This is a genomic window from Echinicola sp. 20G (genome assembly GCF_015533855.1).
Classification (GTDB): domain Bacteria; phylum Bacteroidota; class Bacteroidia; order Cytophagales; family Cyclobacteriaceae; genus Echinicola.
Window position 1 is genome coordinate 2,652,416 of record NZ_AP024154.1, and the last position, 12,738, is coordinate 2,665,153.

Genomic DNA, 12,738 nt, shown 5'->3' on the forward strand with positions numbered 1-12,738 from the left:
TGGGTGCTCATTGTAGCTGAAATAAACTTCTGGTTTTGTGATTTTTTTAAACATATAGGTTATATTGAGAGAGGTTTTTAAAATTTAATTTTATGGGATTTATACAAGAATTTAAAAAGTTTGCGCTCAAAGGTAATGTTGTCGACTTGGCAGTTGCCGTGATCATTGGAGGAGCTTTTGGTAAAATTGTTTCATCGCTGGTGAATGATGTCATCATGCCACCAATAGGCTTGGCTTTGGGCGGTGTCAATTTCAAAGACCTTATGGTTGTACTTAAAGAGCCTTCTGTCAGTCCGGACGGAGTTGAGTTGGCGGCAGTGGCCATTAAGTATGGTAACTTTCTCCAAACAGTAATAGATTTTGTTATCATTGCTTTCGTGATTTTTATGGCTATCAAAGCGATGAATAGCATGCAGAAGAAAGAAGAAGCAAAACCAACCCCACCTCCAGCACCTAGTAAAGAAGAGGTATTGCTAACTGAGATTCGAGATATTTTAAAGGCTAAATAAAATGTTAAAAGGCAGGTAATCCCTGCCTTTTATTTATTGAATTGATACCTAAGCTGAAAAGTTAGTTCGGTGATCCTGTGACCTTCTATTTCTTGCAGTCCCGATCCAATTGCATTCCTGTCAGTATATGTGGTTCTGCTCCATCGAGTCCAAAAAGTCAATTTCCGATTCATTTTATATTGGGCAAGGAGATAGTACCTCATACCTTGACCATAATAGCTAGGGATGGAAAAGGCCCAAAGTACATTTTTTTCAAAAACATACTGTCTGTTTTCATAGTCATCTGTATCAAAAAGTGCCACTCTTCCACTGAAATTCCATTTTTTTAGGCTTGCGCTAACATCTTGCACAATAGTATATCCTTTAGTAAGTTGATGATTAAATTCGAATGAGCTCATTTGAACTCTTGACCTGATCGCTAATGCTTTACTTATTTGATGGTCTAGGTTAATCAAGTAATTTCTTCTTTTTCCAGTTGATAGCTGGTAAATAGGATAGTCATTATCTTCAGAAGTAATATTTCTGTCTTTTACTTCTTCTCGAATTTGAAAGTAAATGCTGGTTGTTTTTTTAGGAGAATAGCTTAACCGTTGGAGCCATTCATGACCTGAAGATGGAGCATATGATCGATATCTGAGCCAAGGGAACTTAAATTGATCAAAATAAGCGCTCCATTTCCATCGCTTATTAGGATGGAAACTCGTTCCAAGATAAATGCCCTTTTCATTGATGGGACGCGAGCCCTCTCCAAAAGCATTACCGTAGAAGCTATGAAAATTTCTGTCATAATTTCTGATATGCAACACAAAATCCCAATGAGGACTCAGGCTACTCATTAAACCAGCTACCACCGCTTTTCCTCCGCTCTTGGATATGGCCCCTTCTCCAAATAGAAAATGGTTTTGAAAGTTATATGACCAGTAAACACTATGTGTATGGTTGTTTTGGCCTCTAAACTCAAACTGGTTATAGGCTTGGTCTTCTCTGATATAGGGAAATTGTAATTTGGTCAACAAACTATTGATGCCAAGTTGAAAATTCCGGTCGGAAGATGAGTAATTAATATTTATCCCCAAGTTTTTTTCGGCTGTATTGGCTTTTCTTTCAATCTCTGTAGCGGTTCTATGATAACCGCTCTCAGGTAGGGAACTAATGTGTTCAAATCCAATGGATTCATCAAGCGCAATATTGGCATCACGGGAAACATCAGAAACCATGATGGAAGCCTCTATTTTTCCTTTTTGGTAGGTAGAGGCAATTCCTCTGAAAAATCCAAACTCCATGGAAGAAGTGTAAGGGCGAATGCCTGTGGAGCTCCTTCTTGTAGTAGTGATGGTTTCAGCTCCCTTACCTACCGAAAAGCCAGCTCCAAATACTAGCCCTTGTCCATATTGTGCCTGATAATCTCCTAAAGTTATAATTTGAAAATTACCTTGATTGTAAAGGGTTAAGTGATAACTGAAAAAATTGAAGCCATAAGTCCTTGATTTGGGATTCCATGTGAAGGACTCTCCGTCATCCTTGTCCAAGGTTATTCCAATACTAAAGTCCTGAGCATGCTGACTTCTTAATCTTAAATAGTGTGCTCCTGGTGAGCCGATGTACCTACTTGTTAAGAGACCGTTATTTAAGGTGTCTGGTGGCGTAAACCCTTTTCTAGTTTCTAGAAACCTTCTGTAGCGATAAATAATATAAGCTGTCTCTTCCTTAATGATTCTTTGTGGAAGATTTTTTGATGAGGTATGTTTTTGAGCACTGATGGATACAAATGGAAGGAGCTTTTTGACGGTGGCCAAATCAAATTCTGGAATGGCCTGTAATTCATAAATGGATAGGAATTTACCAAAATTTTCCCTGTAACCCATAAAGTTATTGAGCTGGAGAGGGGAAAGAATATAGAGGGATTGTAAGTCGTCCAATGTACATTTATTAAGGTCAATTGGATTGAGGAAACGTTGGAGCAAGTTTTCATAGAGCTGTTCATAATCCAAATCATCATCTTGGGTGGCAAAGAGTTCTTCAGCAAAACCTTCTATATCAAAGTTTGATTGGTTTTGGGCTTTGGATTCAGCGTGAATAACCAAAGACCAGATAACCAAAAAAATGAACCTGAATAGCGCTTTCATGGTGTACCAAAGCTATAATTCATGGAAAAATGATGCGTAAGACCAAGTTGACTGTTTTGGGCTACAGCATAATCAAGGCTTATGTTTTTGGGATGGAAACCAATTCCGAAATGAAGATTGGAAGGGTTTGTACGAATTCCACACCTGGCCCAAAAGCGGTTGGTGAAATTGTATTCCAATCCAATTTTCATCAGCGGGTCAAGTAGGATGTCTTTTTCTGCTTCGACGTTGACCAATAGCTTTTCATTGGGTCGATAGGATATTCCTGATTTGACGATGGTGGGAAGGTAGTCCTCAGTGTTGTTACTGATTTTTGCCCTGGTAAAATTGTATATATGGGCTCCCCAAAACACTTTTGGCCCAAGTTCTACAAGTCCTCCCAGTTCAAAAACCGGACTGGCTGAACGACCGTAACCTTCAATATTGGTTTGAAAATAGGATGCTTTTATCCCAAAACTGCCAATTCCAAATTTATTGGAAAAGCCTGCGCCAAGAACCTGTTGGTTAAATAATTGACCACCATAGTGTGATAGACTGATGCCTAAATTTCCTATTGGAGTGGGTACAACGCCTCCTGCGGCAAGTGTAGTCAGTTCGTTTAAACCTAGTCTGTGGTCATAAGAACAAAAAACAGAGGATTTCTGAAGCATACCCAAAGCTCCGATATTATTAAAAACACTCCATGCATCATCCAGAGTTGTGTGGGCATTGGCTAAGCCAACACTGCGTGCACCATCAGGAAATGTTTCTGAACCGTTTTGAGCAAAAACAGCTAGACTTGGTAAAAACACAGCCCAGAAAAATGGACCAAACAATTTATTCATACCGTTAAAAAATTATTGTAAAAAAATGTAAAGCATTAATTTACAATAAAATATGTACAAAGTAAAGTTCGTCCGGTATTCGGTTTGTTATAGAGGAGCTTTGAAGTTTATAAAGAAACTGCCTACGTTTTGGCTATTGATAGAGTATTCAAACCTGAATACCTGATCATAAAAAGTAACCAAGTCTATCCCTAGGCCATAACCGTATAAGTAGGTATTGGTTAAGGCCGCATTTTCAGGGATATGGTTTCGGTCATTAACATAGCCATGATCAAAATTGGCGCTTAGATAGGCACGAATAGGGAAAATGGAGAATTCTTCTATGGGAATAAGATTTGAAATGTCATAGGCTACATCCAAAAATTTGTACCTGAAGCTGTTTTTGTTGATTAATGTCTGTTGTCCTTCGATTACATTAATTTCATACCCTCTTATAAAGTCAGGCGCGTAGCCTATTCCTCTTACCAAAGTGTATGGCTGAGTAGGCCCCAAGTAAGTAGAAGCGGAAAGCCCTGTAACAAAATGCGTGGTTTCACTGAATTTGAAATAGCGATTTGCAATGAGGGATAGTTCGGTTTCGTTGACATCATCATTCGTGAAAAGCCCGTATCGCGTAAGACCAATATTTAGCAACTCCCCATCTGTGGCATAAGCTACATTGTCCCGCCTGTCATGTTTGAAATTATAGGAGGCAAAGAAAAACTTTTGTTTAGTGCCGTCATTCAAGAAATAGTTTGGGTTTTGCACTAAAACATCCTCATGGATTTTGGAGCTACTATATCCGATGTTCAAGTAATGAAAATTATAAAAGCTACCCCTGTAAGTGTATTGGAGACTGGCGCTTATTTTTTTTCTGAGTATATCTTCGTTGTCATTAGTGTAAAAAACCTGCTTATTATAGGCTGATTTGACAGCGATTGTTTTGTTGGTGTTGTAATTGAACCTGGCAGCAAGCCCATGGACTTGATCCCTGTCAATATATGGTATGCTGTAGATGATGTCAAAAGCTTGGGTGAAGCCCAACTGCCCCAAAACCCTTAATTTTTCATTTCGGCCACCCACATTATTATGGTTAAGTTTTAAGCCGTAGTTAACCCTCGAAAAGTCCCTATTTTGATTGATCCACCATTCTGAAAAGTTTCGGTCAGCAAGGTCAAAGATAATACTTGGCATAATGTACCACCTTTCTTTAACAGAAATCAAAAGCTCTACTTCTTCTTCTTCCACAAATAGAGGAGTGATCTCCACTGAAGTAAATAGTTGGAGATTGTATATTTTTTTTTGGTCAGCAGAAATAAGCCCTACAAAATCTTCCCAATCATAAGTCACGCCAGGAGCCACATCCATTTCCCGCATAATGATGTTTTTCTGGGTCTTTTCGTTTCCAATAATAAAAATGTTATTAATGGTTACCTTTTCAGGGAATTGATTTGGAGCAGGGATGTGGGTAATAGAATCAGTTGTCTGTGCGCAAACAAGTTGATTGGTTATCAGTACAGCCCATACAAAAAATAGCCAATAAGCATTCTTTGATTTTAAAGAGGACAGTATCGAAAGGTAATTTTGTTTCACTTAAGGGAACTTTGTTTTATGATTGTGTATTTTAGTGTCAAATCGGGTTTAAGTTGAAATCAATTTTAAGAAAAATAGCCATATTTCCAGTGTTGTTTTATCAATACTTAATCTCTCCACTCTTTCCAAGTGCATGTAGGTATACTCCCACATGCAGTCAATATATGAAAGAGGCCATTATGAAACATGGTGTTTTCAAAGGAGGATGGCTGGGCATTAAGCGGATAGCCCGTTGTCATCCATGGGGAGGACATGGGCATGATCCTGTACCTTAATTTTTTGGAGTAGGAGAACCTACTTTTAATGCCCTTATGACCAGGATTATACCGCCAACAACAAGAGGAATACTTAAAGTTTGTCCCATGTTTAAGGTGAGGTTGTCCTCAAAGTCCACCTGGTTTTCTTTGAAAAACTCCCAAACGAAGCGCATTCCAAAAACAGCAATAAGGAAAATACCTAACAGAAGTCCATCAGGCAATCTTTCTTTATACTTTCTCCATAACGCATATAGAATCAAGAATATGATGAAATAGGACAATGATTCATAAATCTGAGTAGGATGCTTGGCTAAGCCGAATGTTCTGACAGTGACCAAATAATGATCTCCTTGATCTTTCAAGTCATAATCCAAAGGAGTGTTTTCTGGCTCCGCCAAATATTTGTGAGAACTGGCAAACTTGGTCAAAACATATTTAACATCACTTTCCAAAGTTCTTTTTAGATCAGCCTCACTGAATTGTCCTTTGTTGATTTCAATGTCAAAGTTTAAAGGAACAGTTCCATTGCCTTGCAATTCACCACTTCGGCTGTCTGGTTTGTAGGCCGAGACGCTTTCTACTGGGACATTTAGAGTCATCAGGATTTCCTCAGTTTGTCTAGCGTAAACAAAGCCATTATCAGTACCAGTAGGCTTTCCTCCGATTTCAGAGTTCATAAGGTTTCCAAACCTAATCAGCGCACCGGTCATGGCCACAACAATGACAATCCTGTCCACTACCCACAAATACCTTTGATTTGGAGTGTTTCTCACATATAACCAAAGTGCTATCAAAATAGCAATGGCCGCACCGTGACTGGCCAAACCACCTTCCCAAACTTTCAGGATTTCTATTGGATTGCTAAGGTATTTTTCGGGCTCATAAAATAGCACATGTCCTAATCTGGCCCCAATGATAGTAGCCAAAACCATATAAATGGTTAATTTATCTACGAGTTTTTCATCGTGACCTTCCTGTTTGAATATGTAAATGACTATTTGTTGGGAAATGATAAAGCCAAGGGCAAAGAGGAGGCTATACCATCTGATCCTTTCAAAACCTGGAAAAACTGCTGGATTTGGACTCCAGACAACATAATCTAAAATTGTGCTGAGCATTGGTTTAGTTAGTTTCTGCTAAGATAATTTTATTATTGATCTAATTGGTCTAATTCATGTAATTCTTCTGTGAAGCCTCCAGATAATATAGGAAACCTGCACCAAGTTTTAGGATCCACATTGAAATCATCCAGATGGAATGAAGGAGCGAGCCTTTCGCGTTTCCACTGATTTCTGGACCATAAACGGAAGAACTTGGAAATATATTTTTTTAACTGAACGTTGGGGATATCTAATTCTTGTTGTAGGATCAGATAGATGTCTTTAGGATTCCGTCTTTCTCTAATGGCCAGTTTTTCAATTTCAACTATAACTGGATAGGGCATAAGGTCCTCCTCATCAGTTTGGTGCTGGTCTTGAGGCCTAAGTTCGGCGGTCGGTTGAAGTGAATTGACTTTTTCTAGGCCTGAGTAGCCCAGATGTTTTTCTGCCCATTGAAGCCATTGTAAGATGAAATGCTTGTCCACAGCTGCAATGGGAGAGATGCTACCACTGGTGTCTCCATCCATGGTGGCATAACCTACATCTCCTTCGCTTCGGTTGGAGGTTGCCAGTAACAAGGCATTATTTAGATTAGCTAACATCCAAATAATAGGAGCTCTAACTCGCGCTTGGATATTTTGTAAAGCAATGTCATCTTTTGCCCAAGTAAGCTCTCTGCCTATCGCATGCTCAATCTTTTGGGTATAAGAGCTAACCTCCTCTGAAATTTTCCAATCATAGAAAGTGGCTCCTAAACTTTCAGCGAGACTTTTAGCACTATTAAGGGTTTCGCACGACGAATTATCCGATCCTTGATAGGCTGTCGTAAGCAGGTGCCCAGTGATTTCTTTTGTTGGATTGGATGTTTTTATTTCCAAAGCCAAATGAGCTTGCTTCAAAAATGTTTCAATACCAAGCTCTTCAACTCCTCTTCGGACCATTTCAGCCACCAAAACAGCAATAGAAGATGAATCGGCTCCTCCGCTTAGAGAAAGAACAAAGCCTCTGCTTCTGCTCTTTCTCATGTAATCAAAAAGAGCCAACGTGATAGCACTAGTAAACTCTAAATTTTTATCATGATCACTCTTGATCTCGGGAAGTTCTCCGATTTGGCTGCTGAGTTCGAATGCATTTACTTGATAGGGTTTGAAGGATAAGAGCTTGTTTTTGAGTAATAATTTACCTTGGTGAGCCAATAAAGTTTCTCCATCGAAAATCATCCTTCCTGCCTCATTCCCAAGTAAGTTGACATAAAAGTAAGTCGCATTCAGCTTGATGCTACTTTCAGTGACCAATTCTTCTCTTAATTGACTTTTGCCCATGGCAAAGTGGCTGGCACTTGGATTGAATATGAGGTCAACAGCTCTTGATTTTAGTCTATAGCCAGGTCTTAGCTCTCCTCTCCATGCGTCTTCACAAATCTCAAAACCATAGGTAAACCCATTTTTGCTAAAGACCATGTCTCCAAAAGGTACAGCTTCTCCGAAGAAATCAAAACTAGTGATTTTACCGGCTTCCCAAGGAGTGAACCATCTGAACTCATAATGGACGCCGTCAATGGCAAGAAATTGCTTGGCAACGAATCCTTTGACCTTTTGGTCTTCTAATACAGCAGTGCAATTGTAGAGTAATTCTCCTATCCTGACGGGCAAGCCGATACAAATGGAAATATCTTTAGCATAGGGAAGAAGTGATTTTAATTGACTTAGCGCTTTTTCAGGATACCACCTGCTTAAAAAAAGATCCTCACTCCCATAGCCGATAATAGCTAGTTCAGGAAAGCAGAGCAATTCTATACCCATGGATTTGGCTTCATCAATGGCATTTACAATGTTTGATAAGTTGCCTTTCCAGTCGAGTGGGGTTTGATTTACAGTAGCTCCTCCAATTTTCAAAATTGACATAAATAGAATGATTTGGGTCAATGACCTCTCTAATTACATCACCTATTATCCGGATATTGATGATGGTAATCAGCGAAAGGTTTATGAAACCAATTAACACAATTGGCAAATATAGGGTTCTAAAGGGCCAAATTAAGTTTTTCGCAGGCATTTTTTGCTGCTTCCTGCTCAGCTTTTTTCTTGGTTGGACCTTTGCCTTCCGTGTAGACTTCTTGTTCTATTTTGAGTTCGATCGTAAATTCCTTGAAGCGTTGACTTCCTGTGACTGATTTTAGCGAAAATTCCACCTCCTTGTTTTCCTTTTGAGACCATTCTATGATTTTACTCTTAAAATTGGTCGTGGTAGAGATGATGTTTTCTATATCAAAATGTGGGATGATGATTTTGGTCAATACAAATTTTTTGCAAAAATCATATCCTCGGTCCAAATAGACCGCGCCTACAAGGGCCTCCAAAGTGTCTCCATAGATGGATTTGTGAGAATAAAAGCCCTTTCCTGAGAGGTCAGATTCTACGATGTTTGAGAGTCCGATCTTTTGTCCCACTTGATTGAGGGATTCTCTGTTGACTATTCTGGAACGTGTCTCGGTAAGGAACCCCTCGTCCCTGTAGGGGAATTTTATAAAAAGATGTTCAGCAACCACAGCTCCCAAAACGGCATCTCCCAAAAATTCCAAACGTTCGTTTGATGCTTTGATGCCGTGTTTGATTTCTTCCGCAGCAGAAGAATGCTTAGTGGCAAGTTTGTAAAGGGATAAATTTAAAGGCTTGCTGCCCACCATTATTTTAATGGCAGCAGCAAGCCTTCTATCTTTCTTATTATAAAGTAGTTCGTGTAATCTGAGTTTTCGAAATATCTTCAAGGTAGAATTACTCAGTTAGTTTTTTGAAAATAATGGAAGCATTATGTCCACCAAATCCAAAAGTATTACTCAAAGCTACATTTACTTCTCTTTTTTGAGCTTTGTTAAAGGTTAAGTTTAACTTGGCATCAAAAGCCTCATCATCAGTGAAGTGGTTGATGGTAGGAGGTACTAAGTCATGCTTGATGGCCATGATGGATGCAATGGCTTCAATAGCACCAGCTGCGCCCAATAGGTGACCAGTCATAGACTTTGTACTGCTTATATTAAGTTTGTAAGCATGCTCACCGAAAATTCTTTCGATGGCCTTGGTTTCACTTACATCTCCTAATGGAGTGGATGTTCCATGGACATTGATGTAATCAATGTCTTCAGGCTTCATTCCAGCATCTTCCAGAGCAAATTTCATTACATTACTAGCACCCACACCTTCTGGGTGCGGAGCAGTGATGTGGTGAGCATCAGCTGACATGCCACCACCTACCATTTCTGCGTAGATTTTAGCGCCACGGGCCTTTGCATGCTCGTATTCTTCAAGGATAATAGCTCCAGCTCCTTCTCCTAGTACAAAACCGTCCCTGTCCTTGTCAAAAGGTCTGGATGCAGTTTCAGGGGAGTCGTTTCTTTGGGACAATGCTTTAAGGGCATTGAAACCACCAACACCTGCTTCAGTAACTGCAGCTTCAGAGCCTCCAGTAACAAACAAGTTGGCTTTACCTAAACGGATGTAGTTAAAAGCATCGATCAGGGCATTGGTGCCAGATGCACAAGCTGAAACTGTCACGAAATTAGGTCCCTGAAGACCATATTTCATGGAGATAAAGCCAGCACTGATGTCAGCAATCATTTTAGGTATAAAGAAAGGATTGAAACGTGGTGTTCCATCTCCAGTAGCGAAGGAGGCCACTTCATCCTGAAAAGTTTTGAGGCCTCCAATTCCTGAACCCCAAATTACACCGGCCCTTGACAGGTCGATTTTCTCTAGGTCAAGTCCAGAATCCTTCATCGCTTCTTCTGAAGCGATCATCGCATATTGCGTGAAAGGATCCATCTTACGGGCCTCTTTTCTATCAATAAACTGCTCGATATCGAGGTTTTTAACCTCACAAGCAAATTGCGTCTTAAATGAGGATGCGTCGAATTTAGTAATAGGAGCAGCACCGCTTACACCATTAGATAGACCCTCCCAATATTCTGGGACGGTGTTACCTAGTGGTGTAAGGGCACCTAAACCTGTTACTACAACTCTTTTTAAATTCATAAATGAATTTTGAGTGGTTAGATTATTTTACGTTAGCTTCCAGGTAGCTTACAGCCTGACCTACAGTACCGATTTGCTCTGCTTGGTCGTCTGGAATAGAAATGTTGAATTCTTTTTCGAATTCCATGATAAGCTCTACCGTGTCAAGAGAGTCAGCGCCAAGATCATTAGTGAAGCTTGCTTCAGGAGTAACCTCAGATTCTTCTACGCCTAATTTATCCACGATAATGGCTTTTACTTTTTGTGCAATTTCAGACATTTTGTGATTAGTTTAGTTAAAACACTCCGCAAAGAAATATATTTAAAACATTAATGTCAAAAAAAACCGTTAACTAAATTTAAGATATTCCCCTGAAACATTGAAGTTGGGAGAATATTTTTAATTTTGTTTTTTTAAAATCCTTCCTTCATGAGGAAAACAAAACTCCAGGTAGAACATCATTACGAATTTGATCTTTTGGGTCTAGTAGCTCCTTTGAAGGACTATAAGATGGCCTGGGTGATCAATAGTTCCTTGGGGATTAGGATGACCAAAGGAAGGGACTATGAGCTGGAATTTCTTAATCAGCCTGATTTGGTCATTTCACAGTTTATCCTTGAAAAAGAACATGGGTTTATTCAGTTATTAAAGAACCGTTCCTTTTCAGATTCGGGACAAACACTGTATCTTGTGCCGGAATTGAAAATTATGGATTATTTCCTACTCTTTCAGGACTTCACCCAAGAAATCAACCTGAATGTGTTTATGGATAAATTGTCCCAGAGTAATTACATCCATAATGTGGTAAAATTAGATGTTTCAAAAATTAAATCTAAAGAGAACCTATTAACCTATTAAATAATATAAAACAAAAATGAAATTACCCGTTTTGAATAAAAAGACTAAGATTTTGGCTACAGTTGGGCCGGCTTCTAACAACGAAAAGACGCTTATCGACTTGGTGAAAGCTGGTGTAAATGTGTTCAGGTTAAATTTTTCTCATGGCAATCATGAAGGACACGCAGAAGTAATCAGGTTAATCAGAAAAATCAATAAGGATTATAATTTGAATGTGGGGATTTTGCAGGATTTGCAAGGTCCAAAAATCCGTGTTGGAGAGGTAGAGAACAATGGTGTTGAAATCAAAGAAGGCGAAGCGATTACCATTACCAATGATCCTGTAGTGGGAACTTCCAGTCTAGTAAGTACTGTATACCAGAACCTTCCTCAAGATGTGAACCCAGGTGACAGGATTTTGATCGATGATGGTAATTTGGAATTGTCGGTCAACAATACTGATGGTAAAAATGTGAACTGCACGGTTGTTCATGGTGGTATTCTGAAATCAAGAAAAGGTATCAACCTTCCTAATACTAACGTAAGTGCTCCTTCTTTAACTGAGAAAGATAAAGAAGACTTGATTTTTGGTTTAGAGAATGAAGTGGACTGGATCGCTCTTTCTTTCGTAAGGTCAGCTGAAGATATTGTAGATCTGAAGAACAGGATTGAAGAAGCTGGTAAGGATTGTAAAATTGTTGCTAAAATCGAGAAGCCTGAAGCATTAGATAATATCGATGAGATTATAGAGGTGACAGATGGTTTAATGGTTGCTCGTGGCGATTTGGGTGTAGAAGTGCCAATGGAGATGGTACCACTTTGGCAGAAGAAATTGGTGGAGAAGTGTAAGCTAGCTTGCAAACCTGTAATTATTGCCACTCAAATGTTGGAAAGTATGATTCAGAATCCTCGCCCAACCAGAGCTGAAACAAATGATGTGGCCAATGCGGTATTGGATGGAGCTGATGCAGTTATGCTTTCTGCGGAAACAGCATCCGGGGCTTATCCGGTACATGCAGTAAAAGCGATGACGAGTGTGATCAGATACGTTGAGGATAATTCTGATATTTACCATAATCTGTATAAGATCAGTGAAGATGAAAATACTTTCTTGAGTAATAACCTTATCCTTATGGCTTCAAGGTTGTCAAGAAATGTGAAAGCAAAAGCTATAGTAGGTATTACTGCATCTGGCTTTACTGCCTTTAGAATAGCTTCTCACAGGCCTTTTGCTAATAACTTTGTATTTACCAGAAATAAGACCTTGATTACCCAATTGAGCCTTGTGTGGGGAGTAACTGCTCATTACTTTACTGGTGAGCAGATTTCTACTGATGAAACATTTACCTACATTCAGGATGTGTTGAAAGATCAAGGACAAGTTGAAGCTGGAGATATCATTATCAATACGGCAAGTATGCCACTGAAGGAAAAAGGAAGAACTAATATGCTAAAGCTTCATGTCGTGGAGTAAATTTCATTGAATTATCCAAACTAAAAAGGCT

The 12,738-nt window shown here is 39.2% G+C and carries 12 protein-coding genes; 4 read left to right on the plus strand and 8 right to left on the minus strand.

What is annotated here, in order from left to right; genetic code table 11:
• Positions 1 to 92 precede the first annotated feature (92 nt).
• Positions 93 to 509 carry a large-conductance mechanosensitive channel protein MscL gene (gene mscL / locus JL001_RS11155; RefSeq protein WP_200976156.1) on the plus strand — a complete coding sequence of 139 codons (417 nt, stop codon included), beginning with the start codon at positions 93 to 95 and terminating at the stop codon, positions 507 to 509.
• Between the two features lie 29 nt (positions 510 to 538).
• On the opposite strand, the gene JL001_RS11160 is transcribed toward mscL, so the two are convergent.
• From JL001_RS11160 to JL001_RS11170, 3 genes are all read right to left on the minus strand, one after another.
• Positions 539 to 2,635, minus strand: coding sequence for a helix-hairpin-helix domain-containing protein (locus tag JL001_RS11160; RefSeq protein WP_200976157.1), 2,097 nt, complete (start codon positions 2,633 to 2,635; stop codon positions 539 to 541).
• On the minus strand, positions 2,632 to 3,459 hold the full coding sequence (locus tag JL001_RS11165; protein WP_200976158.1) for a hypothetical protein: 828 nt from the start codon (positions 3,457 to 3,459) through the stop codon (positions 2,632 to 2,634). Before JL001_RS11165 ends, JL001_RS11160 begins: the two co-directional genes overlap by 4 nt.
• A gap of 87 nt (positions 3,460 to 3,546) precedes the next feature.
• Positions 3,547 to 5,031, minus strand: coding sequence for a BamA/TamA family outer membrane protein (locus tag JL001_RS11170; RefSeq protein WP_370567363.1), 1,485 nt, complete (start codon positions 5,029 to 5,031; stop codon positions 3,547 to 3,549).
• Between the two features lie 53 nt (positions 5,032 to 5,084).
• On the opposite strand from JL001_RS11170, the gene yidD reads away from it, so the two are divergent.
• A complete protein-coding gene (gene yidD / locus JL001_RS11175; RefSeq protein ID WP_200976159.1) occupies positions 5,085 to 5,306 on the plus strand; it encodes a membrane protein insertion efficiency factor YidD in 222 nt (73 codons plus the stop codon).
• On the opposite strand, the gene JL001_RS11180 is transcribed toward yidD, so the two are convergent.
• The 5 genes from JL001_RS11180 to JL001_RS11200 form a co-directional block, all read right to left on the minus strand.
• Entirely contained in the window at positions 5,303 to 6,406 is a 1,104-nt protein-coding gene (locus JL001_RS11180; protein WP_200976160.1) for a prolipoprotein diacylglyceryl transferase, read from the minus strand. The genes yidD and JL001_RS11180 overlap by 4 nt on opposite strands.
• 32 nt (positions 6,407 to 6,438) lie before the next feature.
• Positions 6,439 to 8,292 carry an NAD(+) synthase gene (gene nadE / locus JL001_RS11185; protein ID WP_200976161.1) on the minus strand — a complete coding sequence of 618 codons (1,854 nt, stop codon included), beginning with the start codon at positions 8,290 to 8,292 and terminating at the stop codon, positions 6,439 to 6,441.
• A 119-nt stretch (positions 8,293 to 8,411) separates the two neighbouring features.
• On the minus strand, positions 8,412 to 9,155 hold the full coding sequence (gene rnc / locus JL001_RS11190; RefSeq protein WP_200976162.1) for a ribonuclease III: 744 nt from the start codon (positions 9,153 to 9,155) through the stop codon (positions 8,412 to 8,414).
• 7 nt (positions 9,156 to 9,162) lie between these two features.
• Positions 9,163 to 10,416: a beta-ketoacyl-ACP synthase II gene (gene fabF / locus JL001_RS11195; protein ID WP_192007839.1), complete on the minus strand. Its 1,254-nt coding sequence runs from the start codon at positions 10,414 to 10,416 to the stop codon at positions 9,163 to 9,165.
• A gap of 22 nt (positions 10,417 to 10,438) precedes the next feature.
• Positions 10,439 to 10,675, minus strand: coding sequence for an acyl carrier protein (locus tag JL001_RS11200; protein WP_010855324.1), 237 nt, complete (start codon positions 10,673 to 10,675; stop codon positions 10,439 to 10,441).
• A 150-nt stretch (positions 10,676 to 10,825) separates the two neighbouring features.
• Here JL001_RS11200 and JL001_RS11205 point away from each other — a divergent pair, with 150 nt between their 5' ends.
• Complete coding sequence (locus JL001_RS11205; protein ID WP_200976163.1) at positions 10,826 to 11,254, plus strand: IPExxxVDY family protein; 429 nt, start codon at positions 10,826 to 10,828, stop codon at positions 11,252 to 11,254.
• 16 nt (positions 11,255 to 11,270) lie between these two features.
• Entirely contained in the window at positions 11,271 to 12,707 is a 1,437-nt protein-coding gene (gene pyk, locus JL001_RS11210) for a pyruvate kinase (protein WP_200976164.1), read from the plus strand.
• Positions 12,708 to 12,738: the final 31 nt, after the last annotated feature.